Source organism: Arthrobacter sp. UYEF21 (assembly GCF_040546085.1).
Lineage (GTDB): Bacteria > Actinomycetota > Actinomycetes > Actinomycetales > Micrococcaceae > Arthrobacter.
Genome location: NZ_JBEPNF010000007.1, coordinates 1 through 25484, shown reverse-complemented (window position 1 = coordinate 25484; position 25484 = coordinate 1). Strand labels below are relative to the sequence as shown.

Below are 25484 nucleotides of genomic sequence, written 5' to 3'. Positions count from 1 at the left end.
GCCGGCACGGACGGAGTTGAGAATATTCAGGGCATCCGCAAGGCCGGATGCGCGGTTTCCCGCCGCCTGCTCCATTGCCGGACCCTGACTGGCTTCCATAAGCAGAGTCTTCCAGAGCGGTCCGACAATGATAGGCACCGTTGAACGCTATGTGGATAAGCGGCCCCTACCGGGGCGCTTCGGCGGGTAACGTCATCAGGATGAACAAGAAAACGCTCAAGTCTGACGGCTTTGCTGGCTTCAAGGCGTTCGACAGCCTTGAGATCATAAGGGTTCCGCAGGGCACGGGCGTCTTCGCTGTGCTCCGGACAAATGAGTTCGAGCCGCACTTCCTGAAGAGGAGCGCCGCAGGCGTTTTCAAGAAGAAGATCCCCACCCTGCCGGCGGAAGCCATTTGGGCGGAATGGGTGGACGGCGCAGATATTCTCTACCTCGGGAAGGCAGGGACCGGGAGCAAGGGCAATCGTGGCCTCCGCATTCAGATCAAGGAGTTTTTGGACTTCGGGAGGGGCCGGCCGCCAGGACATTGGGACAGCCGGCTCATCTGGCAGCTGACACACACCGACGAACTGATCATTGCGTGGAAAGAGCTGCCTGCCGAGGAAGTGAGCCGGGCTGAGGCGGCGTATCACGCCGCCTTCGTCGCGGACCACGGAAAGCTGCCGTTCGCGAACCTCGTGCAGGCCAAGGTCAAGAACCAGGCTGAAACTACGCGCCCTTAAGACGTTCCATCTCGCGCCGGTCCTTCTTGGTGGGCCGCCCTGCACCACGGTCCCGCTGCGGAAGTCCCAGAGCCGGCGCCACCGGCCGGGGCGGAGTGTGGTCGGTGAAACAGTGCGACGCCGCCTCGGCGCCCACGCGTTTGGCGATCAGGCGGCGGACTTCAAGGATGCGTTCATAGCCGGACATCCGAATCGTCACGGTCTCGCCCGTTACGAGCGTGGCGGAGGCCTTGGCTGGGCTGCCGTTGAGCCGCACGTGTCCGGCCCGGCACGCGGAAGTGGCAGCGGAGCGGGTTTTGTAGGCGCGGATCGCCCACAGCCACGCATCAAGGCGGACGCTGGCGGGGGAGGACGGAAGGCTGGTCATGGCTGGCACCGAGTATACGGCGTCGCCGGCCCGGGGCACCGGGGTCATGGTGCAGCCAGCGGGAGCGTGAGCTTCATGGTGGTTCCACCCGGACCCGTGCTGGCGACCCCAACAGTCCCGCCAGCACCGGTCGCGATGTCCCGGACCAGGGCCAGCCCGATGCCGAAACTGCTTTGGCCCCGCGAGGAATCCGGACCGGGTGCCCGCACGAACCGATCAAAGATCCTGTCCTGTTCGACGCCGGTGATGCCGGATCCGGTATCGGTCACCGTTATGACAGCGCTGCGGTGGCTCGAAGTGGTAGCTATAGTTACCCTTCCTCCGCGCGGCGTATGGGCGAGGGCGTTGTCCGCCAGGGCAAGGACGGCGCGGCGGAGACTGTTCTGATCGATCCGGCAAAGCGACTGGCCGTCCTTCGTGCCCACAACGTGGATGTCCAGGTCCTGGGCGATCTGCCGGATGCTGTCGGCGACGGCGGCAGCCGCCTCAGCGACGTCCGTCGGCTCGGGCGGCGCTTCCGGGGCTCCGCCTGTGGCCGCCAGAAGCAGTTCATTGACGATGGCCGTCAGCGTTCCCGTGTCCTCCCTGATGCGGGCCAGCGCGTTCCCCTGCTCCGAGCCGGCCGGGGCATTGCGTTGGGCGAGCTGGATGCGCGCGTCCAGGATGGTCAGGGGTGTGCGAAGTTCGTGGCTGGCATCCTGGACGAACCTGCGCTGCAGTGCCATTGCCTCGCCCAAAGGACGGATGGCGCTGCGGGCACTGAGCCAGCCGATCAGGCCGGCGAGCACAATCCCTGCGGCTCCTGCGATGACCAAGGCCTTGAGCAGATCTTTGTAGTCAAGGTAGGCGTAGTCTGCCACGGCACCGGGAGTGCCGGGCACTTCGGGGTGCGACAACTGGTTCGCCAGGTAGACGGCCGCTCCGGCCAGCAGGAGGATGACCATCACAGCGCAGGCAGCGCTGATGCGCAGGGCGATCCTTAACGATGCCTTTCGCAGGGTGGTCTGGTCCCGGTCGGCCGGCCCGGCTGTTTTACTCATGCCCGTCCCCGATCTGGTAGCCGATGCCGTGGACCGTCCGGACCACACTTTTTGATATTTTGCGGCGAAGGTGGTGGACGTACGTGTCCACCACGCTTGGTTGGTCGGTGGGCGGGAAAACGGCGCGGATGAGTTCGTCCCGGCTGAATACCCGGTCCGGTTGCGTGGCGAGTGCGGCCAGCAGCTCGCATTCCTTGGCGGTCAGCGTCACCAGCGGACCGTAGACGGAGCGGACGGAACGGGCGACGGCGTTCAGCTCCCAGTCGCCGATGCTCACCGTCGGTTGTTGCAGAGTGTAGCTGCGGGTCAGCGCGCGCAGGCGCGCACCCAGCTCCCCGGCGTCGAACGGTTTGGTCATATAGTCATTGGCGCCGGCGTCGAGTCCGCGGACCTTCTCATCCGTTGCGCCCAGCGCTGTCAGGATCAGCACCGGCGTCGAAATCCCTTTAGCCCGTAGTGCGCTGATCAGGGCAATCCCGTCCATGCCGGGCAGCCCGCGGTCGATCACCAGGACGTCCCAGGGCTCCCCAAGTGCGGCGCTGAGCCCCAGCCTTCCGTCCGCTGCCAGCCGGATGCAGTAATCCCCCTCCAGCAGCTCCACAATGAGCGGGCCCAGGACGGGATCATCCTCGACCAGGAGAAGGGACGGCCGGGCATCTGTTGTCATGGGTCTATTCTTCCCCGGCCAACTCTTCCACGAGCCGATCTTCGGATTCTGCGGCCGGTTCCTTGCTGACGTTGCCCTTGTTCCTGCGGCGTTTCAGGTACTCGATGCCCCACGGGATGACGGACACCAGGACCATGGCCACGGCGATGAGGTCGATGTTGTTGGCGATGATTTCGAAGTGCCCCAGCCAGGACCCCAGCAGGATCACGGACGCCGACCAGGCCACCGCACCCACGATGTTCCAGAGAGTAAATCTCCGGTACGTGTAGTGGGCGATCCCGGCTGCCAGCGGGGCATAGGTACGCACGATCGGCACAAAGCGCGCCATCACCACCGCGCCACCGCCATGCCGGTGGAAGAACTCCTCGGTCTGGGTCAGGTGCGAGGTCTTCAGGATCCGGGCATCATCCTTGAACCAGCGGCGGCCGAACTTCCGGCCCAGAAAGTAACCGACCTGGTCGCCGGCCACCGCCGCCACTGAGACGACGCCGATCAGGAGCGGGAGGGTGAGGTTCAATTGCTGATGAAGCAGGCCCGCCGTGAAGAGGAGCGAGTCCCCGGGCAGGAAAGGGAAAAGGACGCCGGATTCGATGAAGACCATCCCGGCGATAACCGCCAGGGCGGCCGGTCCCAGGCCCTGAAGGAGCCCGGCCGGGTCGAGGGGCGAGGACATGGCAGCGGAGGCCGCCGCCGTGGCCAGTGCATGAAATGTCTGCATGATGCCTTTCGTAAGGGCGGGAACGCCTAGAGCAAGAATGGCCTGGTTGCCGCGTTGACCGGCAGACGGTTCCACACCAGGGGCGCCAACCAGTTCCAGCACCCGGTCAGGAGGATCACGGCTGCGCTGCCAGCCAGAAGCGACCCGACGACGTCGGACAGGTAGTGCACACCGATGTACAGCCGTGACCACGCCACGACCACGGCCACCACCACGCCTGCGACTGCGGCGAATTTCGACCACCGCGTCCCGCGGGCCAGGAAGTACACAGCGAAGGCAAGGGTCACAGCGAAACTGACGTGACCGCTGGGAAAACTGTCGCTCCCGGTTTCCGGTGCCAGCGGGTCGAAAAGCAACGCGGGATTCGGACGCTGCCTGGCCACAAGGATCTTGAAGAATTCGCTCGCCACCCAGCCGGACGCCGCCACCAGGCCGAACGCCACAGCATTGACGGGCGCCCGGCGCACCAACAGCAAAAACAAGGCGACGACGGCGATCAGCAGGACCCCCACCATGGGGCCGAACAACAGGTTCAAGGCCATGGCGACTCCGGTCAGCAGGGCAATGTGATGCAGGCTCAGGTTCTGATCCACGCCCAGTTCGTCCATGCTGATGCCGGGAACATGTGCAACAGTGATGCCAAGAATGACGACGGCGGCGGCCAGGAGGATCCCCCACAGGACCCAGAGCCGGGCTTGGGGCAGCGCGAGGAGCCGCGTCCTGCCGCCACTTGGGGCGGCGCATGCGCGGCCTGGCGGGAAACTTGGGCTGTGGTCGGTGTCAGGCATCAAATACTCCGGCTCGCTCTCTGCGGCCCGTTGGCCGCGTCCAGACCAGTCTGCCCCGATGCCGTTAAGGAATCCTTAAGAATGGCGTCCCTGATGGATCGCCCGGCGTTTTCCAAGGAAGTTCCCTTATCCTTGGGCCTGTGCCCCCACTCGAAGTTGTTGTTGGCGCCTGGCGAATCGACTGGGCCGCACTCGTCCTCATTGTTGCCTCAGGCGTGTTGTACGGACTCGGCGTGCGGACGGTAGCCGCCAATGGCCGCCGCTGGCCGTGGTGGCGGACCGCGGCCTTTTATCTGCTGGGTCTGGGATCACTGACGGTCCTGACCTGCGGCTTCCCCGGCGTCTACAGCGCTGAGCTGCGGTGGGCGTTCACCCTGAAGATCTCATTGATGCTCTTTGTGGTGCCGTTGCTGATCGGCCTGGGGAAACCGATCACGCTGGCTCGTGCAGCGCTGCCACCCGCAGGAATCACGCGGCTGAACGCCACACTGTCCCACCGCCTGGTGCGTTTTTTCAGCAACTCGCTGGCTGCCCCGCTGTTGGGATTGGCCCTCTTTTCAACGTTCCTCACGCCGTTCTTCTACACACTGCGAACGGATCCGGTGGCCGAGGCGCTACTCACGGTCGGGGTTCCGCTGCTGGGTCTGATGATGGCGTTGCCCATCATCGAAGACGCCGATTTTCAGCGTTCCAGCGCCTTCATCACCCTGGAATTCGTTTTCGTCTTCATTGAGCTGCTGATCGACGCCGTCCCCGGGATCCTTCTGCGGCTCAACGGGCAGGTGCTGGACCGGGTGACGGCTGTGGCGGGGGGCGCGCCCGCCTGGTTCCCGGGCGCCCTCCGGGACCAGCAGCTGGCCGGCGATCTCCTGTGGTTCATCTGCGAGATCGTGGACCTGCCGCTGATCATCCTGATGTTCATGCGTTTCTCAAGGAGCGACAAACGCGAGGCCCGCAGCTTTGACGACCTCACGGACCGGGAACTTGAAGACCTCAACGCGGAGCACCTGAGGCGCGGCCGCTAAGAGACCCCCGAGTTTTTGTCCAGATAATGGGGCTTTTGACGGGCAGCCGCTGGTGTCTGTTGCCCGTCAGGCGAGCTCGTGGCGGCCGGGATCCGCCACCCACCGCAGCGTCCATTTGGACCAGGCGAACCGCCCGGCTGGTTTTCCAGGTGGGCGGGTCGATCCTCTCGTCACAGGTTTACGCACGGTCACCATTCGGATCAACGGAAAGGTGTACTTCATGCCGGAGGCCCTGATCCGCTCCGCGGTGGCGAAATGGTCGCGGCCCAAGTGAACACCGAGTCCGGCGCCGCGCCATAGAACGACGTGTACACCACGTGCTGCACCCCGGCGGCAGCCGCGGCAGCACTAAAGCTGTAGTGCTGCTCCAGCCTGTCCTCAGCTTCCGCCGCCCTGGCCGGCCACAACTGCGGCGGCGTAACTGAACACCAGGGGGACCGCTCCGTCGAGCTCCGGCGCGCGGTCGGCGTCGCGCACCAGCAGGCGCTGGGCGGTGCCGGCCGCGGCGAGCTGCCGGGCCACCATCCCGCCCAGGCCTCCGGTGGACCCGGTCACGGCCAGGGCTGGCAAGGAAACCAAAGCGGCTCCTACGCTTCGCGCGTAGCGGGCGACTTGGTCTTGGCCGGATCGCGCTCAGCCAGCGAGCCGATCGCGTCGTCGATCTTCTTCAGCACATCGGGCTCGAGGGTCACACCGGCGGCAGCCGCACTGTCGGCGATCTGCTCCGGACGGGAGGCGCCCACGATCGCCGAAGCCACGTTCGGGTTCTGCAGCACCCAGGCGACGGCGAGCTGCGGCATGGACAGCCCGGCCTCCGCCGCGATGGGCTTGAGGTTCTGGACGCTGGCCAGGACGTCGTCGCGCATCCAGCGCTCGATCATCCTGGCTCCGCCCTTGTCATCGGTGGCGCGGCTGCCTTCCGGTGCAGGCTGGCCAGGCAAGTATTTTCCGCTCAGGACGCCCTGCCCCATCGGGGACCAGACAATTTGGGACACGCCCAGCTCCTCGGAAGCCGGCACCACCTCGGCTTCGATGACCCGCCACAGCATGTTGTACTGCGGCTGGTTGGAGATCAGCTGGAAGCCAAGCTCCTTGGACAGGGCGTGTCCGGCGCGGAGTTGCTCGGCGGTCCATTCGCTGACTCCGATGTACAGTGCCTTGCCCTGCCGGACGATGTCCGCGAAGGCCTGCATGGTCTCTTCCAACGGCGTCTCGAAATCGTACCGGTGGGCTTGGTAGAGGTCCACATAGTCCGTCTGGAGGCGGCGGAGCGAACTGTTGATGGACTCCATGATGTGTTTGCGGGACAGGCCCAGATCGTTCTTGCCTTTGGGGCCGGTGGGGCCGAAAACCTTGGTGAAAATCTCCAGGGACTCGCGGCGCTCCCCCTTCAGCGCCGCACCGAGGACTGTTTCCGCTGCGGTGTTGGCGTAAACGTCCGCGGTGTCGAAGGTGCTGATGCCGGCGTCGAGCGCTGCCCTGACGCACTCGGTGGCGACGTCGTTCTCCACCTGTGAGCCGTGCGTCAGCCAGTTGCCGAACGTGATTTCCGAGACTTTGAAGCCGCTGTTTCCGAGGTATCTGAATTCCATGGGTCCCACGCTAGCGGAGATGGTTGCCCGGGGTAAGGGCTTCCCGTGGCGGTTGACGGCGCACCGGTAGCAGGCGCTTAGCTGCGGTCTGCCGGCAATTTAGCCTTGAAGACGTTCGCATGATCGGACAGCGACACGAGCGAGCCCGTATCCAGCAGGGACAGCGTTGCTGGGGCAGGAGGCTTGGTGAACGAACGGGGGGCTTCGCCGGTTGCGTTGTTGCCACCGGCTGTGTCGCATCCCGGGTTGTCCTGGTGCAGCGCCGACTCCGCAAGAGGGGCCACAGCCTTCAGTTTTGCTGCCGGCGTGGAAGGGTCAGGAAGATCACGAACGGCGACTTTGACCTCGGGAGCAGCGGCCCGTGCACGCGCCATGGCGCGGGCGTCCGCTTCGGCCACTGCTGAGGCCCAGTCCTCGGCGAGCGCCGGCGGTTCCTTACGGACGGCCGGCCCGGTCAGCCGGACCAGCGGGAGGATTTCGTTTTTGGGGAGCCGACGAAACAGGGCCATCACCGTTAGAGCCACCAACCGCCCGACGCCGGCGAGCACCAGCGTAAGGACCACCAGCAGGATCAGGCCCAGGAACATCAGGAACGCCACGCCGAGCGTCCCGAAAAACGTCAGGTGCAGAGCGATCGTCGTTGAATCTCCCACGTCGTCTCTCCAATCTGCCCGCGGCTGGGTCCGTGCCGCCACCCATCACCAAGGGCCACAGCCCATCCCACTACCTTACGGACTATTTTTCGGCGAAGCCGCCGCCTGCGGGGTGCACCCGAGGTTGTTTCTAAGCTGTTACCGGATATGACACGCACCCTGCCGCCTATAGTCGAAAGGGATCATCAGGCCACCGCAACGCAGGCCCGAGGACCGTTAAAGGCAACCTTCAAAGGAGCACCATTGCCCGAGAACCCAGGCACCGGCGGCAACTGCATTTGCCTCTCCGGCGAGGCGTACAGCGAGTGTTGCGGGCGGTTCCACAGCGGCGGCGCGGAAGCCAGCACAGCGGAACAGCTGATGCGCTCCCGCTACAGCGCGTTTGTGCTGTTGGACGCGCGATACCTGCGGAAAACCTGGCATCCCGACACCCTGCCGCCGGGCCTGGAACTGGATCCTGCCATGGAGTGGCGCCGCCTCGACATCCTCGCCACGCACCGCGGCGGGCCCTTGGACACAGAAGGGACCGTGGAATTCAAAGCGCATTTCAGGCACGACGGCGAACGCGGCGTCCACCACGAAACCAGCCGATTTGTGCGCGAAAACCGGCGCTGGTATTACGTGGACGCTTTGCTTTAGCTCTCGCTATATGTTCCGTCCGGGGTGAAGCCGGCACGGTCCACCTTGCGGTGGAAATGCATGCCCGCGAGGCCGCCGAGCACTGCGCCCACGAGCGCCACCAGGGCCACGACGACGGCGGCGATGATGCTGGTGACCGTCAGCTCACCTTCGTTGATGGGGATCCGCGGGAAGCTGTTGAGGCTGGCCAGGACATTGAACTGCTGCCCGGCAATGAGGCCCAGCAGCGCCACCACAACCGCGGCGATCAAGGCCCAAGCCCACACCATCATGCCCTGCCTGGCGCCATTGAACCGGGCCATCCGGCCAGCCACATAGCCGCCGGAATAGTAGGAGACGAACAGGATCACCAGCAGGACGATGATGCCCACCCAGCCCACGGCGCCGTTGGTGGCCATCTGGTTGACGGCCTCGTTGACGTCCGTGTTGTTTGCCAGCCCGACAGCGGTACCGGCCGCGGCCACGAGGGCGGTCAGCAGGACGGCCATGCCAGTGGCGGCCAGCCAGCCGAAGAAGGCGGAGCCCACCTTGACACCGCCGAACTGTTCCTTCTCCCGGGCTACGGCGGTCTGCCGGTCCGTCAGTTGGGGATCCGTCAGGCGCGGATCCACCACCGGAGCATCCACTGCCGGTTCCGCAGCGTACGGCTGCGCCGGGTAATCCCCCTCAACGTAATCCTGTTCGGCGTACGCCGGTTCGACGTACGCCGGTTCGACGTACGCCGTCTGATTATCGGCGCGGGTTGGCTCAACGTAAGGCGTCTGATCGGCAGCCCGCGTTGGCTCCCCGCCCGCGAAGGATGCGTCACGAGCAGTTTCACTCCGCAGATTTTCATTCCGGGCGCGCCTCGGAAGTCCGTCCCCTGGTTCCATTTGGTTGCTCATGAGTCAACTCAACCACTGGTGGCCAGTGATAACAAGGATGCTTACTATCTGCTAGCGGTAGTCCCGGTGCAGGTTTGCCTTTGTGGAGGCGCCCGGCGTTGCGTCCGCGATCCACGGCCCCGTGCCCTCCGACTGATCCAGCACGCCGGCCTCCAGCCAGGTGTAGTCGCCGGCCAGTACCTTCCGCGACAGTTTCTGGTCGCCGCCGTCAGTGTTGCGCCAGAGCTGATCGAAGTACTCTTCCACCCGGACCCGGGCCTGCGCGCAGAATGCCTCAGCCAACTCGTAGGCGCTCGCGGCATGTTCCGGCGCGGTGTGCAGGATCATTTCAGCGCGTGAACAGCAGGCAGCCATGGCGAACAGCTCCGCGCCGATATCCACCACCCGGCCCAGGAACGCCTGCTTATAGGCCAGGTTGGCCTGCCACCGGCCCATGCCGTAGAAGGTCTGGCGGGCCAGTCGGCGTGAGGACCGCTCCACAAACCGCAGCTGCTTGGCCAGCCGCCCGAACTCGCTGTAGGAGCGCGGGTCCATGCCGGCGCCGGTCACCAGCTTGGGCAGCCACTTCGCGTAAAAACCAGAAGCGCCGACGGCGGCCTTCGCCTTGTCCTGCAGGCTCGCCGTGACGGAGGCGAGGTCGCCCGCGGCGGCGAGGTGGGCATCCACCGCTTCCCGGGCGATGAGCAGTTTCATGATCTCCGAGGATCCTTCGAAGATCCGGTTAATCCGGAGGTCGCGGAGCTGCTGCTCCGCAGGGACGGCCCGCTCGCCCCGGGCTTCCAAGGACTCGGCGGTCTCGAATCCGCGGCCGCCGCGGATCTGCACCAGTTCGTCGGCGATGCGGTAGCTGATCTCCGTGGACCACAGCTTGGCCAGGGCGGCCTCGATCCGGACGTCCTTCTGCCCGGCGTCCGCCATTTCGGCGGACAGCTCAAAGACGGCGTCCAGTGCGAATGCCGAAGCGGCGATGAAGGCGATCTTCTTGCTCACGGCCTCGTGCTTGCCCACCGGCTGGCCCCACTGGACGCGGGCGCCTGACCACTCGCGGGCGATCTTCAGGCTCCAGCGGCCGGACGCAACGCAGAGCGCCGGAATGGAGAGCCGGCCGGTGTTCAGCGTGGTCAGCGCAATCTTCAGGCCCTGGCCTTCGCGGCCCAGCCTGTTCGCTGCCGGCACGCGCACCTGATGGAACCGCGTCACACCGTTTTCGATGCCGCGCAGCCCCATAAACGCGTTGCGGTTCTCCACGGTAATGCCGGGGGAGTCCATTTCCACCACAAACGCGCTGATGCCGCCCTTGTGTGCTGTACCGTCCGCATCTGTGTGCGCCGGGACCACAGCCATCACCACCACCAGCTCGGCGATCACCCCGTTGGTGGTCCAAAGTTTCACGCCGTCCAGAACGTAGGCCTCGCCGTCGTCCGTGGGAACTGCGGTGCTGCCCATCCGGGCAGGATCGCTGCCAACGTCAGGTTCCGTGAGGAGGTAGGCGGTGATGGCTCCGGCGGCGCACCGCGGCAGGTATTCACGCTTCTGTTCCGGGGTGCCGAATACCTTGACCGGCTCGGGGGCGCCGATGGACTGGTGCGCGGAAAGCAGTGCTCCAATGCTGGGGTGGACGCTGCCCAGGAGCGCCAGGGCCCGGCCGTAGTAGACCAGGGACAGGCCCAGGCCGCCGTATTCCTGGGGAATCTTCATGCCGAACGCGCCAAGGTCTGCCAGGCCCCGGAGGTATTCGTCCGGAATCCTGGCATCACGTTCGATCACCCGGCCGGACATGGTGCGCGCATATTCGGTCAGCCGCTCCATAAAGGCCTCGCCGCGCTCCACGTCCTCGGCCTTTGCCTTGGGCCAGGGGTGGATCAGGCTCACGTCGAAGTTTCCCAGATACAGTCCCTTGGCAAAGCTTGGCCGGTCCCAGCCGGTTTCGCGGGAGGCCTCGGCAAGCGCGCGGGCGTCCTCGGCAGTGACGTCGGGCCCGAGATTGTCCGCGGCGATGGGAACCTCTGCGGCCGGGGCATCCGTGGGTGGAACCTCGGTGCCAACTGCTGTGGTGGCGGGACTGTCAGTGGCGGAGCTCATGGGGTATCTCCTTCGCCCAGGTGGCCGGTTGAAGCCAGGATCCGCCGGGTTGGAGAACCCTTCAGCTGTCTCCCAACATTACCCGCGGGTAGCTTCCAGTGCTAGGGGATGCCTGCCCTTGAAAGTCCCCCGGGGATCCCGTGGCGGCGTGATGCACCAGACGGTCCCAGCCCTGGTTGATGCCGTGGACCACCGCGATCAGCGACGTCGACACGAGGAACCAGGCGAGCTTGCCGACACCGACCAGGACCAAGGCAATAAACCCCGCGGTCAGGACGAACGCCACCAGTACCAAGGCAAACCCCAAGGTTCCGACGAACACCATGGTGGCCGTTTCCACTGAACTCAAGTCGAACTGCATTCTTCCCCCTGCGCCATTGCCTCGTTGAATCAATAGGACTGAGCGTAGGGGGTGCCGGGCGTCCCCAACCAGACGCGCCCTGCCTGGCAGGCGGGTTGATACGGGATCGCAATGCTACCCGGAGGTAGGTCACAGGGCGGTCGCGGAACGATCACTGTTAGGGGTGCAAGGGCTCTGCGTTAACCTTGTAGTTGGCAGTTTCCTGCCCAACCATCCCCCCAGCAGATTAAGGAGAGTGCGTGCCCCGCTCCGCCAGGTCATCCGCTGACGCGATCAGCGCCCGGCTCCGGGACCTCGAACTCCTGACCAAAGGACCTGCCTGGGCGCTTACGCGCTCCGCGCCGTGGGTCATCGCGGTGCTGCAGGCGTCGTTTACCCGCACCCGCCCGCAGGCTCCGCTTGAGGAGTTCCACGCCGACGTCGACTCCTTCCTTGAGCAGCTCCGGAGCCAGGAGCCCGGGCAAGGCGGCGCCGCCATCGGCACGTCTTCCGGCCGGAACTATGCGGACGAATGGACGCGCAAGCAGTTCCTGACCCGGCGCAACCAGTCCGGGCAGATCGTTTACGAAGTCACCGAACCCGCCGCGCGCGTGCTCGCGTTTTTGGACAGCCTCTCCAGCGAGCGGTCCACCCTGAACGGATCCCGGCTGGGAACTTTGCTCGGCGACGTGGAGAAGCTCGCCAACGAGACCAACCCGGACCAGAGCGCCCGGCTGGAATCCCTCGGGGAAGAGATCGAGGAGCGGCAACAGCTGATGCAGGACATCAGCTCCGGCGACTTCGACGGCCTCTTGGACGACGACGAAGCCGTGGAAGCCGCCGGCAACATCCTGGACCTCGCCGCGAGCCTGCCCGCCGACTACAAAAAAATGCGCGACCGCATTGAGGAACTGGTGGGCGCGCTGCGCAACCAGATCATCGAGGAGTCGCTGAGTAAAGGCGCCACCATGGCCCAGGTGCTGAAGGCGGACAAGCGGCTCCGGCAGAGTCCTGAAGGCAGGACCTTCCGTTCCTTCACCGCGTTCCTGGAGGACCCGCAGCAGCAGCTGCGGTTCCGTTCGGCGATCGGCGAGGTCCTCAGCAGACAGTTCGCCGATGACCTCTCGGCTGAGGACCGCGAGACCCTGAAAAACCTGGTGGCCGAGCTGCGCCACCAGCACGGCCAGATCCAGCGCATCTACGGCAAGCTCAGTGAGAGCCTGAACACCTACGTCCAGAGCGACGACTTCCGCCAGTCCGTCCGCCTCCGGAAGGTCCTGCGCGAGGCCGAGCAGGCCATCAGGTCCCTGCCCTACGAACGTGAGCGGCCCGGCCTGGTCCGCGGGCCGGTGCTGTTCAACGCCGGCTTCGAATCCCTCGCCATGGTCAAGCTCTACGACCCGGACGAGTTCGCCGTCCCGCCGAAGCTCGCGGATCCCATCGCTTTCAGCGACTCCGACCGCGTGCGCTCGCCGAGGACCGGGAAAGCCCGGCCGGTCGCGATCCGTGCCGCCGTCGCAGGCGCTTGCACCCTGGCTGAAGCCTGGGCGCAGCTGCCGGCCGAGGAACAGCACATCAACTCCATCCGCGCCCTTCTTTCCCACGCCCTCCAGGAAGGCGCGGCCTTCGACCGCGACGCCTGGGGCGGCCTGGACTTCGAACAGATCGACCGCACCACCCGCACGGCGTACCTGCCCGTGGTCACCCTCAAAAAGGATTCATGATGACTGAAGAAATGACGACGGCGACCGCTCCGGTGGTTGAACGCAGCGGAGGAGCTACGCCCCGGGACGCCTTCGTGGACGGCGCGGCATTGTTCCCGGGCGACACCGGCGTGCTCTCAATGAAAGTGCGCCAGGCCCTGGTGAAGCTGCTGAAGGGCCCGTATGTTGATGGCGGCCGCGACGAAAAACTGTGGACCACGCTTCTGGATAACCAGCTGATCCTGCGCAGCCGGCTGTCCGAGGTTTTCCTGACGCTGCAGCTGGACCACGAGCGCAAGATCGCCGTGCTGCGACCGGTGGACCCGGAGGCCATCGGCGGCAGCACCCGTTCCAGCATCCTGCGCCAGCAGCGTGCGCTGAGCCGGGTCGAGACCATCGTCCTTCTCCGCCTGCGCCTGCTGCTGGACCGCCACGTCACGGCCCAGACCGATCCCACCATCACCCGCGAGGAAATCGCGGACCTCGTGGCCCACTACCAGCCAGCAGGCCAGCAGGACGCCCTCCGCGATTCGGATGTAGTCAACCGCGCCATTACCAAACTCCTGGCCCGCCAACTGCTCCTCACCACCGGCCTGGAGGACGTCTACACCATCTCCAACGCCCTCCCGCTGGCCCTCCCCTTCGAAAACATCGGCGACATCCCAGCCCAAATCGTAGCCCTGGTAGCAGCCACAACAGACCCCGCCGGCACAGAGCCACTGATAGACCTCGATCCGGACCCGGAGGTTGAGCCTGTCGAAACCGAGGATGACGAGGACAGCGACGCGGAAGGCGACCACACCGACGCAGGAGGGGAAACCAAGTGAGCATCGCAACCATGCTGCCGATTGGTGAACTGACAAACCCGGGCCAGATGCGCCTCGCGTTGGTGCAGGTGGTCAACTGGGGAACGTTCCATGGCGCGCACACGATGCGCGTGGACCGCAGCGGCACGCTGCTGACAGGCAACTCGGGTGTGGGCAAGTCCACGCTGTTTGACGCCATGCTGCGGGTTTTCGACGCCCGGCCGCGGTCCAACGAGGCAGCGGCGCAGCGCGCCGGCGGTGCTGTGGAGGACAAGAGGACCACGTACACGTACATGCGCGGGAAGGTGGGCGACAAGGCGGTGGGCGAAGGCTCGGCCAGTGCCTTCCAGCGCCCGGGCGCCACGTGGTCCGCCGTCGGGCTGACGTTCGATAATGCCGCGGGCACCCGCGTCACCGTGTCGGCATTGTTTGATGTGCCCAAGAACGGCACGGAATCCAGTGTCGGGCGGTTCTACCTAATCGACACCAAGCCGCTGGACCTCCCGGCCATCGAGGACATCGCGGACAGGCGCTTCACCAAGGCCACGCTGGAGACCATCTTCCCGGACGCCCAGGTTTTCGATGTGCACAAGGCCTTTGCCGAGCGTTTCCGCCGGCTTCTGGGCATCAGTTCGGACCAGGCCTTGCCGCTGCTGCGCGTTATCCAGGCCGGCAAGGGGCTCGGTGGCAGCGTTAACACCTTCTTCCGCGATCAGGTATTGGATGCGCCGGCAACCCTGGCCGCGGCCGATGACGTGGTGGAGGAATTCAGCAACCTGATGTCCATCAGGCAGCGGCTGGAGGATGTGCGGCAGCAGCGGGACCAGCTGGCTCCGGTCCCCGCCCTGAATAAAGAATATGCGCAGTCGCTGCTCGGCGCGAACCGGCTCCGGGACCTCGCGGGCGAGGAATTCGAGGCCTACAAGCAGCAGCTGTCGGTTACCGTGCACCAGAAAACCCTGGCCCGGTTCAAGGAGCTGGCGCAGGCCAAGGCCATGGAATTGGGCGTGGAACGTTCTGTCCGCGACGGCCTGGCCAACGAACTGCGGCAGCTCGAAACCGACTACAACAACCAGGGCGGCAACGCGATCTCCGCGATCGAGCAGGCGCTGGAAAACGCGAAAGTTGGCCTGAGGCTCCGCGAGCAGGTGGAGGAAGCGGCTCGCAAGGCCCTGTCCGACGCCGGCCTGCAGCTCGAGTGGACCGCCGAAGGCTGGGAACAGGCCCATGAACAGGCCGCCGCCAGGTCTGCCGAGCTCAAGGATGATTCCCAGGCCCTGCAGGAACTCCGTTTCGAAGCCTTCGACGGGCACGCCACGAAGAAACGCGAGCTGGCGGCCGCCCAGCAGGAACTCGTTTCGCTGCAGACGCGCAAGTCCCTGCTGCCGCCGTCGAGCATTGAGAACCGTGCGGCGATCGCCGCGGCCACCGGCGTTCCCGAGGACCGGATGGCGTTCGGCGGCGAGCTGATCGACCTCGCCGAAGGGGAGGAGCAGTGGCGGCCGGCGGCGGAGCGTGCGCTCCGGAACCTGGCCACCACCCTGCTAGTTCCCGGCGAACACTTCGCCGCGGTGACCGGCTACCTGAACGGCCACAAAGTACGCGGTGCCCTGCGCGCCGTGGATGTGTCCAAGCCGCTCGCTGGCGGTGCGCTGGGCGTGGAGGACGTGCGCGACGGCGACCTGCTCACCAAGCTGGACATCCTCGCGAGCGGCGCGGCGACCGAGGCCGGGGAATGGATCCGCGAACGGATCGCCCTCGATTTCGCGTACCCATGCGTGGAGGATCCCGACGAACTGAGGAAGCTGGACAAGGGCCTGAGCCTGGGCGGTGTGGTCAAACGGAACCGCCACACGGTGGAAAAGGATGACCGCTTCACCAGCCGGCAGGACTACGTGCTCGGGTTCGACAACGCCGCCAAGCTGGAGCTGGTGGCCGCCCAGGTGGAGGATCTGCAGCACGAACTGGCCAGGGCGGCCGAGCTTGCGCAGAGCCGTGAAGAGTCGCATCAAGGCATGAGCCGGCAGCTCGAAGCCCTTCGCCGCATCGCCGAAGACCACCGGCCCTGGGATCAGGTGTCAGCTGCGGTGGCTGCCGGGGAACTCACCAGGATTGAGCAGCGGCTTAAGGACGCCTTCGCGGCCCAAGCGGACCTGGAACCGCTGCGGGCAAACATCGAAACGGCGCGGCAGAAACACCAGGCTAGCACCGAGGCCGCGGCCGTCCTGCAAAGCGAATACAAGGCACTGGACCGTCAGTTGAGCGCAGCCGATTCGCTGCTCGAAGCCGCGCGTGCCCGCCTGGCGCAGGCGCCGCCGTCGGACGCTACCATCACCTCGCTGGAACCGTACTTTACGGACTTCGGCGACGTCAGCGAGATGCATGAGCTCGACAACCTGGCCAACCGCGTCCGGACCGCCCTGCTCGGGGAACTGCACAGCGCGGAGACGCGCGGGCAGGCGACCTCCGAGCGGCTCACCCGGATCTTCGAAGGTTTTGTGCGCGAGTGGGGCTCAGCGATCTCCGCGGACCACGGCACCTCCATCGGCGCGGCGGGCGAGTTCGAAGCCCGCTACCACGCCATCGTCAGCGACGGCCTGCCCGCCCAGGAGTCCGAGTTCCGGCACTTCTTCAACCAGCGCACGCACGAATCGTTCAGCACTTTGCTGCACCTGCTGGACGAGGAGCGGCGCTCCATCACCAGCCGCATCCTGCCGCTCAACGGCATCCTGTCCGAGGTTAACTTCCACGAGGGCAGCTTCCTGGAACTCGACATCAAGCAGACGCTCCCCGCCACTGCGAAGCAGTTCAAGGACGCCATCCAGAATGCACTGAAAGTCCGGCACGCGCGGCCTGCGCGGGCCAGCGCGGATGCTGCGGGTGACGACGACGCCGAACTCACAGCGCGCTACAAGACCCTGGAAACTCTGGTGAAGCGGCTCGGATCGCCCACGCCCGAGGACCGGCGCTGGCGCGCCGAGGTGCTGGACGTCCGCGGCCACCTGTTCATCCAGTGCAAGGAGCACCGCGCTGTACCGGGTGCGACGACGGCTGAAAAAGGCGGCGCCAAACGCACCGACGTCTACATGCACGCCGACACCGGCTCGATGTCCGGCGGCGAGCGGCAGCGCTTCACTGCCTTCATCATGGCCGCGGCGCTGAGCTACCAATTGGGCATCGCCGAGCAGGGCTTCACCACGTACGGCACTGTGATGATGGACGAGGCGTTTGTGCTGGCCTCGGAGGAGTTCGCCGGCGCCGGGATCAAGGCGCTGCACGAGTTCGGCTTCCAGCTGCTGCTGGCCGCGCCGGAAAACGTGATCGACCTGTCCCGGCACCTGGGCTCGGTCACGGAAATCCTCCGCGACAAGCGCACCAACCGCTCCGGGGTGCTGACTGCGCCGGTGATCCGGCCCAACCCCGGGTCCGAAGGGGCATGGCGGTCCGAGGCCAACCCGGTGGACATCGTCCTCCGCTAGCCGCTTCCTACTGCAACGCGGGGTCACTTAACGCCCAAAACCCCCCGGAATGGGCCGTATCCGACCCCGCGTTGCGGTTCCCTAAGGGTCTGCGGTGCACGCGTCGATCTGAGCCTGGACGATTGCTCCGTAGTGCCCCACCAGCTCGTCAAAATTCCAGCCGTCAAAGAGGCCCAGCGTGCGGACGGTCTCGCCGAAGCCGGTCATCAGGGCGGTTACCGTGGATGCGAAACGCCGCTCCGGCGTGGAGTCCCCGATCAGCTGGGCGATGGCGGCAACGTAGCGTTCGCGGATCTCGGCCCGGGCAGCCTCCGGGTCCGGGGCGTCCAAGACGGCGAACGGGATGATGGCCCACGGCTCCTGCACCCCGCGTTCCCGGCGCATCAGCACCCGGAACACGAGCGTCCTGCCAAGTTCCGGCGTCGGGACATCCACATCGGCGAGCTGCGATTCGTCCGGCCGGACCGCGGCAAAGAGCTTTTCCTTGGACAGGAACAGCTTCATGACCAGCGCGGCAGAAACGCCGGCTTCGGCGGCGATGTCCCGCACCGTCACCGCGCGGTAGCCGCGTTCCCCGAACAGCCGTCCGGCCGCGCGGAGGATCCCGTCGTGGCTGGGGCTGCTCACATTCCCACGTGCTGTCCGGCGGCGTTCTCTGCGCGTGGGGCGGCGAGGTCGAGGGTGGTCGACTGGATGCCCACGGTGAGCTTTTGGGCCGTGGCTTCGTATGTTTCCGGGTGCAGCATGGTCACAACGTAGCGGCCGGCCGCGGGCAGCGGGAAAGCGTACCGGCCCTCCTCACCGGTCCGCGTGCTTCCCACATGCCCGCCGCCGGCTTCAAGGAGCGTCAACACGGCGCCGGCCAGCGTCCGTCCGCCGGCAGTGACCGTTCCGCCGATCTCCAGACGGTCACGCAGCCGGAGATTCTGCTGCAGCGTGCGGCCGTCGAAATCTATGACCTCCGCCGTGGGCGCCCAGCCCGCTGCGTTGGCAACCATCAGGTATTTTCCAGCGCCGGGCAGCGCCACCGAGTAGTTGCCTTCCGCGTCCAGGCGGCTCCAGTCCACCGGCTCGCCGCCAGTCTGCAGGACGGTCACGACCGCGGAAGACAGAGGGCGGTGGTCGGGTGCCAGAACGCGTCCCTGCACCACGAGTTCGGTGGCGGCGACGGCGGGTGTTGGCGTGCGGTGGGCAGCAGCGGCCTGGGGGATGAAGACTGCAGCCAGCATGGAAGCTGCGGACGCGACCGCGGCCATCCAGAACACGTCCTTGAACGCCTCGAAGGAAGGCAGGCGGGCGGCCCCGACCGTCAAGGTGACAGACGTGAGAACAGCAGCAACCGCGGCGCTGGAGGTCGATGTGCCGATGGACCTGACCAGGCTGTTCAGCCCGTTGGCGGAGGCAGTTTCGGTGATGGGGACGGCCCCCATGATCAGGGTGGGCATGGCTGCATAGGCAATGGCTGTACCGATGCTCACCACCGTGGATCCGATGATCACTGCGGCAACCGAGTCGTAGAAGAAGACACGGCCCACGTACCCCGCAATCATCACCGCCGCACCGGCCATCAGCGCGGGCTTGCCACCGAAGACGCGAATGATCCGCCCGGATACCGGGGCGAAAATAACCATGGCCAACCCGGACGGCACCATGCACAGGCCGGCGATGATCACGCTCAGGCCGAAGCCGTAGCCCGTGGCCTCAGGCAACTGGAGCTGCTGGGTGGTAAGCAGCATGTTGGCGAACATGGCGAAGCCGATGAGCAGCGAGGCGAGGTTGGTCATCAGAACCGACCGGCGGGCAGAGGTCCGCAGGTCAACCATCGGCTGACTGACTTTCAGTTCATAGGGGACCCAGGCTGCCAGGAGTATGGCCGCGGTCAGGAACAGGAGCAGGACCGGCTCCGACCCCCAGCCCCACGAGCCGCCCTTGGAGATCGCCAGCAACAGGGTGGACAGGGCCGCGGACAGCACGAGGGCCCCGGCGTAGTCGAAGCGCCCGGGGGTGCGGACCTTCGATTCGGGAACCACCAGCACCACGCCGACAAGCAGGAGTGCGCCTGCGGCGGCGGAAACCCAGAATATGGACGCCCAGCCCATGCTCTCGTACAGCACTCCGGCCAACGGCAGGCCCAGGGCGCTGCCGATTCCCAAGGTGGCGCTCATCAACGCAACCGCAGAGCCCATCCTCTCTTTGGGCAATTCATCGCGCATGATGCTGATGCCCACGGGGATCAGCGCCGAGGCGAAGCCCTGCAGCGTCCGGCCGATGATGAGGAACAGGAAGGACCCGCCGACGGCGGCAACGATGGAGCCCGCCACCATGATGGCGAGACACACCACCATCATCTTGCGCTTCCCGTACATGTCCGCGCTGCGGGACACGATGGGCGTTGCCACGGCGCTCGATAGCAGCGTGGCGGTCACCAGCCAGGAGGCGTCGTCGGCCGTCACGCCCAGGATCCCGGGGAAATCCGGCAGGAGCGGGACCACCAGTGTCTGCATGAGGGCAACAACGGTGCCACTGAGGGCCAGGACGGCGGTGATCGCGGAAGGTGAGGGGCGTCGTTGCGATTCAGGGGCGTGGGGGCGCGGCATCGGTGGCTTTCCGGTCGGGGGAGCGGTGGGGTGAACATGCGTTTACCGCCTTACGAGTGAACCACCGTTCACCCCCTGCTTGCAATGGTCTGCTGCTGTTTATTGCGTCACACGACCAAGTCCGCCCCCACGGTGAGCTGCTGCTGCAGGAGGCGGTGCGCGCGGCGGTGCCGGTGCCCGGCTGGGTGGGCATCAAAGCGGCCGACGGCGGCGCAGGCCTGGAGCCCGAGGACGTCAACGTGGATACGGGCATGCGCCGGTACCTTGTGCGGGACGTCGGGATCGACCGGAAGCAGGTTGCGTTCATGGGGTACCGGCGCCAGGGCAAGACCGAGCTAAAAAGGCTCCGACCGCTCTTCTTCCCAAACCCTCTCGCATTCCTGTCGCCCGACGTTAACCCTGCCGTTTCTTTGGCGGGTTAGGTTGGCCTGGTGCTTCCTGAACCTTTGCTTCCACGGAACGGCCGGCGGGTGTTTGTGGCACTCGGGGATTCCTTTACTGAGGGCGTGGGGGACCGGAACGAGCGGCTGCCTAACGGGGTCCGGGGCTGGGCTGACCGGGTGGCGGAGAAGCTGGCGAAGGCCGAACCGGGGTGGGAGTACGCAAACCTGGCGATCCGGAGCAAACGCCTGCGCCACGTCGTGGCCGAACAGCTCGAGCCGGCGCTGGCCATGAATCCAGTTCTCGTCACCCTGTATGCCGGCGGCAACGACATTCTGGATATCGGCACGGACATGGCCGTCCTGATGGATGACTACGAAAACCTTGTGGCACGGCTGGCGGGAAGCGGGGCCACGGTGGTCCTGTTCACCGGCTTCGACGTCAAGGTTTCGGCCGTACTGGAGCTGCTGAAGAAGCGGAATACCATTTACAACCAGCGGGTGCGGGAGATCGCAGCCAGGCACGGCGCCGTCCTGGTGGACTACTGGTGCCTGGACGCCTTCCATGACCTGCGGATGTGGGACTCGGACCGGCTCCACATGTCCAAGGCGGGCCACAAGTACCTCGCGGGGCAGGTGCTGGACCAGCTCGGCGTGCCCCACAAAATGCGGCCCAAGGAATGGGACCCGCCTGCGCCACTCAGCCTGCGCGAGTGGGAACGGCGGCAGCGGCGCTGGGTCAGCGACTGGGTACTGCCACTCTTCGGCCGCAAGATCCGGGGCATCACGTTGGGGGATTCACTGAACCCGCGCTGGCCGGAGCCCGTCAAGGTGCCGCGGAAAGGTGGCCTCAAGAAGCTCGCGGAGAAGCTCGAAAAGGCGAAAAGGTCTTAGGTGTCCAGCATGTTTTCGTAGCCCTCCGCCACGGTGGTGGCAGTGAATTCGATGACTTCGAACTCCGCCACACCATTGCTGTAAAACGGGTCCCTGGCGAGTGCGGCATCCAGCGTGGCCCGGTCGGCCTTGGACAGCAGCACACCTCCCACCGCCGGAACCAGGCGCCCCGACGCGAGGAACACGCCGTCGTCGAACGCTTGCTTGACCCAGGCCATATGCGCGGGCCGGTGATAATCGACAATGTCTTCGGGCACCCTGTAGGTCAGCGTCACAACGAACATACGGCCAGCCTACCCCCGCCCGGGCGGGTCACTTGAACCGTCAAGAACTTTGTCCTCATAGAATGGACTCATGATCGAACCACGCTGGCTCAACTCCGACGAACGCCGTGCCTGGCTGGCGATCCTGAGCATCAACACCCTGCTTCCCTCCGCCCTGGACAGCCAGCTCCACACTGCCGGCAAGGTTTCCCTCTTTGACTACAACGTCATGGCCATGCTGTCCGAGGCCGAGGGACACTTCCTGCCCATGAGCCAGTTGGCCGCCCGTACCAGTTCGTCGCTGTCCCGGCTCTCGCACGTGGTATCCAAGCTGGAGAAGCGCGGCTGGCTGGAGCGCCGTCCGCACCCCCACGATGCCCGCGTCACCACGGCGCACCTGTCCGACATCGGGATGGCCACTTTGGTGGACCTCGCACCGGGGCACGTGGAGGCAGTCCGCACCAAGTTCCTGGACGCGCTGTCGGACCGCGAGGTCAACGATCTGGCCCGCATCGGCGAAAAGATTGTTGCCCGTCTGGACGATGACCACTGGATTCTCCGCTACACTGACGGCCAGCCGTAGCCATGGATTTTTCCACGCGGTATGTGGCGCTCGGCGACTCTTTCACGGAGGGTGTGGGCGATGATGATTCCAGCCGCCCCAACGGACTCCGTGGCTGGGCGGACCGCGTGGCCGAGCAGTTGGGCGCGGCGGATCCCGCCTTCGGCTACGCCAACCTGGCCATCCGCGGCAGGAAGCTCCGCCAGATCATGGCAGAGCAGGTGGATGCCGCCGTCGAACTTAACCCCACCCTGGTGACCATTTATGCGGGTGCCAATGACATTCTGCGCCCCAGGATCGACATCGATGACCTGCTGGCAGAATACGACGCCGGCATCCGCAAGCTGACGGCCAGCGGCGCCACCGTAGTGATGTTCACGGGCTTCGACGCCCGCGGGTCCAAGGTGTTTAGCACTATGCGCGGCCGCACCGCCATCTACAACGAACTGGTCCGCGGCATTGCCGGGGACCACGGGGCGCTGCTGGTGGACTACTGGCGGTTCAGCGAATACTACGACTGGGGAATGTGGGCGACGGACCGGATGCATATGTCCGCGGCCGGGCACGCCAACATGGCCAAGCGGGTGCTCACAGTCCTGGAACATGACCATTCGATCGACGTCCCGCCCATGACCCCGGTTCCCGAGCTGAGCCGGACCGAAGCCATCCGCGCGAACGCCCGGTGGGTCCGCGAATTCGCCGGCCCGTGGGTGGTACGCCGTGTCACCGGCAAGTCCTCCGGCGACGGCCTGTCGCCCAAATACCCGCGGCTGACCCGGCCTTAGCCCCGGAACTCCGGGGTGGCGAGCAGTGTTCCGTCACGCCGGACCGCGAGGACGGCAACATCCCACCGGTCGGCGGCCCTGTCCAGCATCGGCGTACCGCTTGCGACGATCGCCGTGGCCAGGACGTCTGCCGTCACGATGTCCACCGCGGCAACGGAAACCTGAACAAAAGCTGTGGCATCCAGCGGCCGGCCCCAAATGTGGTCCCCCGCTCGGCGGAACCCGACGTCGCCAACGCCGTGTGCCGCCGTCGTCCGCCCAGCGGATAGCCGGCCAGCAGAAGTCCGCCGTCAGCGGGGTCCACGATTCCGGTCACCCGGCTCACCGTCAACTGGTGCCGGGAGGTGGCTGCGAGGGGCTGGGTCAACCGGTAATGGAAAAGGGCGGCGCCGGTCGCGATGCAGACCGCCAGCCAGTACCACCGATGCCAGCTGCCCTCGGCAAATAGCCCGCCCACGCTGAAGTGGTGGGGGAGGGACGTCCCGACGGCGGCATACGTCAGCAGGTGCACCACGTACCAGAACTCGTAGGGGAAAAGCCGCCGGACAGCTACCGATGAGGTCACCACCACTGCAAGGAACAATGCCATGGACACAAAGGCGAGCCACATGTCCGGGACCAGCGTCCACAATGCCCCCGCTTCGCTGACAGGATCCAGCCTTTCTGCCATGCCGTAGCCAACGGCGAGCAGCAGGCCGTGTGCGAGGAGGAGATACAGCGAAGGTTTACCGAGCTTGCGGTGGAACTCTAGGGCCCGGTCGTGACCAACGGTCCTGTCAATGAACGGAATGCGGGCCACCAGCAGCAGCATCAGCAGGACCAGGTCCATACCGGCCAGGCCGGCCACGATCCCTGCAGCGGTGAAGAAGGAAGCCAACGAATTGACCGCCCGCAGCCCGCCGTCGGCCAGCCAGAGGGCCAAGGCCGTCGCCACCGAAGCCCAAACAATAACCGTCAGGAGGTCGGCCCGGCGCATCCGCTGGCGGTGTTGACGGGCAAACCGGCCAGGGGCGCTGCGGCCAGCGGCTGTGCCCTCCTGGGAGGGTGGCCCGGGGACTGGCGGCCCCGGATGGCCGGAGCGGCTTGGCGCCGGAGTGGCCGGCAGGGGCTGTGTCTTCATGTATCAAAGATGCGCCCGGAAGCTTGATACAGCTGTGAAAACAAGGGAGTGCCAGCTGTGATGCGGCCGACCAGGCCCGGCTCTCTTATACACCTTCCAGCAACCGGATTGGTCTTTAATTGCGGGAACTCGTAGACTGGGTAGGCGCTAAGTGCGCGGAGCGTGCGCAATTGCTCCGGTGGCCCGGTAATTTTCTCCAGGGTAGCCGGTAGTTAGGGGCTCAAGTTGCGTGACTAACCGTTCACCCTGATCACTTTGGGTCGCGCCTAGACGCATGATCCTGCAGCAGATATGCGGATCATTACTTTCAATTCTTGAGGAGAAGTCATGGCAGCACACTGCCAAGTGACCGGAGCCGAGCCGGGCTTTGGGCACAGCATTTCGCACTCGCACCGTCGCAACAAGCGCCGGTTCGATCCGAACATTCAGAAGAAGCGCTACTGGGTTCCGTCCCTGCGCCGTAACGTCACGCTGCAGGTTTCTGCTCGTGGCATCAAGACCATCGACGTACGCGGCATCGACGTAGTCGTCGCCGCAATCCTGGCTCGTGGGGTGAAGCTCTAGTGGCTAAGGACAAGGACGTACGTCCGATCATCAAGCTCAAGTCGACCGCGGGCACTGGTTACACGTACGTAACCCGTAAGAACCGTCGTAACGATCCGGACCGCATGGTCCTGAAGAAGTACGACCCCAAGATTCGCCAGCACGTCGAATTCCGAGAGGAGCGCTAAACATATGGCTAAGAAGTCAATGATCGCTAAGAACGAAGAGCGTAAAGTCATTGTTGAGCGTTACGCTGCAAAGCGTCTCGAACTGAAGAAGGCTCTGGTTGATCCCAACTCGACCGACGAAGTTCGCGAAGCTGCACGCCTCGGCCTGCAGAAGCTTCCCCGCAACGCGTCGCCCGTCCGTCTGCGTAACCGCGACATCATCGACGGCCGTCCCCGCGGTACTTTCCAGAAGTTCGGTATCTCCCGTGTTCGCTTCCGCGACATGGCTCACCGCGGTGAGCTCCCGGGCATCACCAAGTCTTCCTGGTAATCCAGCACCGCTGATTCCAACTGCTTGAGAAGTGCCGGCAACCGTATGGTTGCCGGCCCTTCTGCATTTAAGCCTCTGATGATCGAGGTCAACCTGATCAAGCTTGTCGAGATCCGCCCGGACGTTCGCGGCTGTGGGGCAGCCCACAGGTACTGATTACGACGACGGCGCACGGTTTTGCCCGCCGGTGGGGGTTTTGGCCTGGGTTGGCGCGGTCGTGGGTGCTGTGGGGGGTTGATTTGCAGGGCTATTTCAAAGTCCGGTGAGGTTCCGGGCGATTTCCGGATCGCGTCCGGCAGTCCGCATCGCCTTGGCAATGCCCCGGGTTCCGGCCAGG

The 25484-nt window shown here is 65.5% G+C and carries 27 protein-coding genes and 2 pseudogenes; 13 read left to right on the top strand and 16 right to left on the bottom strand.

The features are described 5' to 3' along the window. Nucleotides 1-200: 200 nt before the first annotated feature. Complete coding sequence (locus ABIB27_RS09450) at nucleotides 201-722, top strand: hypothetical protein (protein WP_502909158.1); 522 nt, start codon at nucleotides 201-203, stop codon at nucleotides 720-722. Here ABIB27_RS09450 and ABIB27_RS09445 read toward each other — a convergent pair. Genes ABIB27_RS09445 through ABIB27_RS09425 form a run of 5 tightly spaced genes read right to left on the bottom strand, consistent with a single transcriptional unit; the run spans nucleotide 709 to nucleotide 4302 of the window. Next, complete coding sequence (locus ABIB27_RS09445; protein ID WP_354217744.1) at nucleotides 709-1089, bottom strand: RNA-binding S4 domain-containing protein; 381 nt, start codon at nucleotides 1087-1089, stop codon at nucleotides 709-711. The two genes, ABIB27_RS09450 and ABIB27_RS09445, sit on opposite strands and share 14 nt — an antisense overlap. Nucleotides 1090-1133: 44 nt before the next feature. After that, complete coding sequence (locus tag ABIB27_RS09440; protein ID WP_354217720.1) at nucleotides 1134-2129, bottom strand: sensor histidine kinase; 996 nt, start codon at nucleotides 2127-2129, stop codon at nucleotides 1134-1136. Further along, nucleotides 2122-2796, bottom strand: a complete 675-nt coding sequence (locus ABIB27_RS09435) for a response regulator transcription factor (RefSeq protein WP_354217721.1) — start codon at nucleotides 2794-2796, stop codon at nucleotides 2122-2124. The genes ABIB27_RS09440 and ABIB27_RS09435 overlap by 8 nt, the downstream gene beginning before the upstream one ends. Before the next feature lie 4 nt (nucleotides 2797-2800). Beyond that, nucleotides 2801-3514: a DedA family protein gene (locus ABIB27_RS09430; protein WP_354217722.1), complete on the bottom strand. Its 714-nt coding sequence runs from the start codon at nucleotides 3512-3514 to the stop codon at nucleotides 2801-2803. Nucleotides 3515-3540: 26 nt separating this feature from the next. Further along, nucleotides 3541-4302: a phosphatase PAP2 family protein gene (locus ABIB27_RS09425; RefSeq protein ID WP_354217723.1), complete on the bottom strand. Its 762-nt coding sequence runs from the start codon at nucleotides 4300-4302 to the stop codon at nucleotides 3541-3543. A 140-nt stretch (nucleotides 4303-4442) separates the two neighbouring features. Between ABIB27_RS09425 and ABIB27_RS09420 the strand changes: the two genes are divergently transcribed. Continuing rightward, complete coding sequence (locus tag ABIB27_RS09420; protein WP_354217724.1) at nucleotides 4443-5327, top strand: cytochrome c oxidase assembly protein; 885 nt, start codon at nucleotides 4443-4445, stop codon at nucleotides 5325-5327. Between the two features lie 207 nt (nucleotides 5328-5534). Here the strand turns inward: ABIB27_RS09420 and ABIB27_RS09415 are convergent. From ABIB27_RS09415 to ABIB27_RS09405, 3 genes and pseudogenes are all read right to left on the bottom strand, one after another. Then, nucleotides 5535-5852 (bottom strand): annotated as a pseudogene (locus ABIB27_RS09415) (Rossmann-fold NAD(P)-binding domain-containing protein); the annotation flags it as partial. 62 nt (nucleotides 5853-5914) lie between these two features. Then, on the bottom strand, nucleotides 5915-6919 hold the full coding sequence (locus ABIB27_RS09410; protein WP_354253824.1) for an aldo/keto reductase family protein: 1005 nt from the start codon (nucleotides 6917-6919) through the stop codon (nucleotides 5915-5917). A 77-nt stretch (nucleotides 6920-6996) separates the two neighbouring features. Then, nucleotides 6997-7572 carry a hypothetical protein gene (locus ABIB27_RS09405; RefSeq protein ID WP_354217726.1) on the bottom strand — a complete coding sequence of 192 codons (576 nt, stop codon included), beginning with the start codon at nucleotides 7570-7572 and terminating at the stop codon, nucleotides 6997-6999. A 243-nt stretch (nucleotides 7573-7815) separates the two neighbouring features. Here ABIB27_RS09405 and ABIB27_RS09400 point away from each other — a divergent pair, with 243 nt between their 5' ends. After that, a complete protein-coding gene (locus ABIB27_RS09400; protein ID WP_354217727.1) occupies nucleotides 7816-8211 on the top strand; it encodes a YchJ family protein in 396 nt (131 codons plus the stop codon). Here ABIB27_RS09400 and ABIB27_RS09395 read toward each other — a convergent pair. The 3 genes from ABIB27_RS09395 to ABIB27_RS09385 form a co-directional block, all read right to left on the bottom strand. After that, nucleotides 8208-9095, bottom strand: a complete 888-nt coding sequence (locus tag ABIB27_RS09395) for a YrzE family protein (protein ID WP_354217728.1) — start codon at nucleotides 9093-9095, stop codon at nucleotides 8208-8210. The genes ABIB27_RS09400 and ABIB27_RS09395 overlap by 4 nt on opposite strands. 51 nt (nucleotides 9096-9146) lie before the next feature. Beyond that, nucleotides 9147-11177 (bottom strand): acyl-CoA dehydrogenase family protein, encoded by a 2031-nt coding sequence (locus tag ABIB27_RS09390; protein WP_354217729.1) that lies wholly within the window; start codon nucleotides 11175-11177, stop codon nucleotides 9147-9149. A 61-nt stretch (nucleotides 11178-11238) separates the two neighbouring features. Continuing rightward, nucleotides 11239-11538, bottom strand: a complete 300-nt coding sequence (locus tag ABIB27_RS09385; RefSeq protein ID WP_354217730.1) for a hypothetical protein — start codon at nucleotides 11536-11538, stop codon at nucleotides 11239-11241. A 239-nt stretch (nucleotides 11539-11777) separates the two neighbouring features. On the opposite strand from ABIB27_RS09385, the gene ABIB27_RS09380 reads away from it, so the two are divergent. The 3 genes from ABIB27_RS09380 to ABIB27_RS09370 are packed head-to-tail and all read left to right on the top strand — an operon-like array spanning nucleotide 11778 to nucleotide 17505. Next, on the top strand, nucleotides 11778-13241 hold the full coding sequence (locus ABIB27_RS09380; RefSeq protein WP_354217731.1) for a DUF3375 family protein: 1464 nt from the start codon (nucleotides 11778-11780) through the stop codon (nucleotides 13239-13241). After that, the gene (locus ABIB27_RS09375) at nucleotides 13241-14047 is read left to right on the top strand and encodes a DUF4194 domain-containing protein (protein ID WP_354217732.1); all 807 of its coding nucleotides are present in this window, start codon (nucleotides 13241-13243) and stop codon (nucleotides 14045-14047) included. The genes ABIB27_RS09380 and ABIB27_RS09375 overlap by 1 nt, the downstream gene beginning before the upstream one ends. Continuing rightward, nucleotides 14044-17505: an ATP-binding protein gene (locus ABIB27_RS09370; RefSeq protein WP_354217733.1), complete on the top strand. Its 3462-nt coding sequence runs from the start codon at nucleotides 14044-14046 to the stop codon at nucleotides 17503-17505. The genes ABIB27_RS09375 and ABIB27_RS09370 overlap by 4 nt, the downstream gene beginning before the upstream one ends. An 81-nt stretch (nucleotides 17506-17586) precedes the next feature. Here ABIB27_RS09370 and ABIB27_RS09365 read toward each other — a convergent pair whose 3' ends face one another. Further along, nucleotides 17587-18132 (bottom strand): TetR/AcrR family transcriptional regulator, encoded by a 546-nt coding sequence (locus ABIB27_RS09365; protein ID WP_354217734.1) that lies wholly within the window; start codon nucleotides 18130-18132, stop codon nucleotides 17587-17589. Next, the gene (locus ABIB27_RS09360; RefSeq protein WP_354217735.1) at nucleotides 18129-20102 is read right to left on the bottom strand and encodes an MFS transporter; all 1974 of its coding nucleotides are present in this window, start codon (nucleotides 20100-20102) and stop codon (nucleotides 18129-18131) included. The genes ABIB27_RS09365 and ABIB27_RS09360 overlap by 4 nt, the downstream gene beginning before the upstream one ends. A 122-nt stretch (nucleotides 20103-20224) precedes the next feature. Between ABIB27_RS09360 and ABIB27_RS09355 the strand changes: the two are divergent. Together ABIB27_RS09355 and ABIB27_RS09350 are read left to right on the top strand one after the other, a co-directional pair. Further along, nucleotides 20225-20524, top strand: a pseudogene (locus ABIB27_RS09355) (hypothetical protein); the annotation flags it as partial. A gap of 9 nt (nucleotides 20525-20533) precedes the next feature. Next, nucleotides 20534-21376, top strand: a complete 843-nt coding sequence (locus tag ABIB27_RS09350) for an SGNH/GDSL hydrolase family protein (RefSeq protein ID WP_354217736.1) — start codon at nucleotides 20534-20536, stop codon at nucleotides 21374-21376. Here ABIB27_RS09350 and ABIB27_RS09345 read toward each other — a convergent pair. Continuing rightward, entirely contained in the window at nucleotides 21373-21660 is a 288-nt protein-coding gene (locus tag ABIB27_RS09345; RefSeq protein ID WP_354217737.1) for a YciI family protein, read from the bottom strand. The two genes, ABIB27_RS09350 and ABIB27_RS09345, sit on opposite strands and share 4 nt — an antisense overlap. Before the next feature lie 70 nt (nucleotides 21661-21730). On the opposite strand from ABIB27_RS09345, the gene ABIB27_RS09340 reads away from it, so the two are divergent. Both ABIB27_RS09340 and ABIB27_RS09335 read left to right on the top strand, forming a co-directional pair. After that, nucleotides 21731-22222 carry a MarR family winged helix-turn-helix transcriptional regulator gene (locus ABIB27_RS09340; protein ID WP_354217738.1) on the top strand — a complete coding sequence of 164 codons (492 nt, stop codon included), beginning with the start codon at nucleotides 21731-21733 and terminating at the stop codon, nucleotides 22220-22222. Between the two features lie 2 nt (nucleotides 22223-22224). Then, nucleotides 22225-22986, top strand: a complete 762-nt coding sequence (locus tag ABIB27_RS09335) for an SGNH/GDSL hydrolase family protein (protein ID WP_354217739.1) — start codon at nucleotides 22225-22227, stop codon at nucleotides 22984-22986. Here ABIB27_RS09335 and ABIB27_RS09330 read toward each other — a convergent pair. Both ABIB27_RS09330 and ABIB27_RS09325 read right to left on the bottom strand, forming a co-directional pair. Next, nucleotides 22983-23123 (bottom strand): hypothetical protein, encoded by a 141-nt coding sequence (locus ABIB27_RS09330; protein WP_354217740.1) that lies wholly within the window; start codon nucleotides 23121-23123, stop codon nucleotides 22983-22985. The two genes, ABIB27_RS09335 and ABIB27_RS09330, sit on opposite strands and share 4 nt — an antisense overlap. Next, nucleotides 23120-24106 (bottom strand): ferric reductase-like transmembrane domain-containing protein, encoded by a 987-nt coding sequence (locus tag ABIB27_RS09325; protein WP_354217741.1) that lies wholly within the window; start codon nucleotides 24104-24106, stop codon nucleotides 23120-23122. The genes ABIB27_RS09330 and ABIB27_RS09325 overlap by 4 nt, the downstream gene beginning before the upstream one ends. 327 nt (nucleotides 24107-24433) lie before the next feature. Between ABIB27_RS09325 and rpmB the strand changes: the two genes are divergently transcribed. From rpmB to rpsN, 3 genes are read left to right on the top strand one after another with little or no spacing between them, the layout of a single operon-like run. Continuing rightward, nucleotides 24434-24670 carry a 50S ribosomal protein L28 gene (rpmB, locus tag ABIB27_RS09320; protein WP_011693744.1) on the top strand — a complete coding sequence of 79 codons (237 nt, stop codon included), beginning with the start codon at nucleotides 24434-24436 and terminating at the stop codon, nucleotides 24668-24670. Further along, the gene (gene rpmG / locus ABIB27_RS09315; RefSeq protein ID WP_013602737.1) at nucleotides 24670-24837 is read left to right on the top strand and encodes a 50S ribosomal protein L33; all 168 of its coding nucleotides are present in this window, start codon (nucleotides 24670-24672) and stop codon (nucleotides 24835-24837) included. The genes rpmB and rpmG overlap by 1 nt, the downstream gene beginning before the upstream one ends. Nucleotides 24838-24841: 4 nt before the next feature. Continuing rightward, nucleotides 24842-25147 (top strand): 30S ribosomal protein S14, encoded by a 306-nt coding sequence (gene rpsN / locus ABIB27_RS09310; RefSeq protein WP_190991948.1) that lies wholly within the window; start codon nucleotides 24842-24844, stop codon nucleotides 25145-25147. Nucleotides 25148-25484: the final 337 nt, after the last annotated feature.

Excerpts from the sequence above, each read along its gene's own strand:
- rpsN (WP_190991948.1), top strand. The coding sequence starts at position 24,842 with ATGGCTAAGAAGTCAATGATCGCTAAGAACGAAGAGCGTAAAGTCATT.
- ABIB27_RS09430 (WP_354217722.1), bottom strand. The coding sequence starts at position 3,514 with ATGCAGACATTTCATGCACTGGCCACGGCGGCGGCCTCCGCTGCCATG.
- ABIB27_RS09450 (WP_502909158.1), top strand. The coding sequence starts at position 201 with ATGAACAAGAAAACGCTCAAGTCTGACGGCTTTGCTGGCTTCAAGGCG.
- ABIB27_RS09340 (WP_354217738.1), top strand. The coding sequence starts at position 21,731 with ATGATCGAACCACGCTGGCTCAACTCCGACGAACGCCGTGCCTGGCTG.
- ABIB27_RS09325 (WP_354217741.1), bottom strand. The coding sequence starts at position 24,106 with ATGAAGACACAGCCCCTGCCGGCCACTCCGGCGCCAAGCCGCTCCGGC.
- ABIB27_RS09395 (WP_354217728.1), bottom strand. The coding sequence starts at position 9,095 with ATGAGCAACCAAATGGAACCAGGGGACGGACTTCCGAGGCGCGCCCGG.
- ABIB27_RS09385 (WP_354217730.1), bottom strand. The coding sequence starts at position 11,538 with ATGCAGTTCGACTTGAGTTCAGTGGAAACGGCCACCATGGTGTTCGTC.
- ABIB27_RS09335 (WP_354217739.1), top strand. The coding sequence starts at position 22,225 with ATGGATTTTTCCACGCGGTATGTGGCGCTCGGCGACTCTTTCACGGAG.
- ABIB27_RS09440 (WP_354217720.1), bottom strand. The coding sequence starts at position 2,129 with ATGAGTAAAACAGCCGGGCCGGCCGACCGGGACCAGACCACCCTGCGA.
- ABIB27_RS09345 (WP_354217737.1), bottom strand. The coding sequence starts at position 21,660 with ATGTTCGTTGTGACGCTGACCTACAGGGTGCCCGAAGACATTGTCGAT.
- ABIB27_RS09445 (WP_354217744.1), bottom strand. The coding sequence starts at position 1,089 with ATGACCAGCCTTCCGTCCTCCCCCGCCAGCGTCCGCCTTGATGCGTGG.
- ABIB27_RS09375 (WP_354217732.1), top strand. The coding sequence starts at position 13,241 with ATGACTGAAGAAATGACGACGGCGACCGCTCCGGTGGTTGAACGCAGC.
- ABIB27_RS09360 (WP_354217735.1), bottom strand. The coding sequence starts at position 20,102 with ATGCCGCGCCCCCACGCCCCTGAATCGCAACGACGCCCCTCACCTTCC.
- rpmB (WP_011693744.1), top strand. The coding sequence starts at position 24,434 with ATGGCAGCACACTGCCAAGTGACCGGAGCCGAGCCGGGCTTTGGGCAC.
- ABIB27_RS09390 (WP_354217729.1), bottom strand. The coding sequence starts at position 11,177 with ATGAGCTCCGCCACTGACAGTCCCGCCACCACAGCAGTTGGCACCGAG.
- ABIB27_RS09435 (WP_354217721.1), bottom strand. The coding sequence starts at position 2,796 with ATGACAACAGATGCCCGGCCGTCCCTTCTCCTGGTCGAGGATGATCCC.
- ABIB27_RS09425 (WP_354217723.1), bottom strand. The coding sequence starts at position 4,302 with ATGCCTGACACCGACCACAGCCCAAGTTTCCCGCCAGGCCGCGCATGC.
- ABIB27_RS09410 (WP_354253824.1), bottom strand. The coding sequence starts at position 6,919 with ATGGAATTCAGATACCTCGGAAACAGCGGCTTCAAAGTCTCGGAAATC.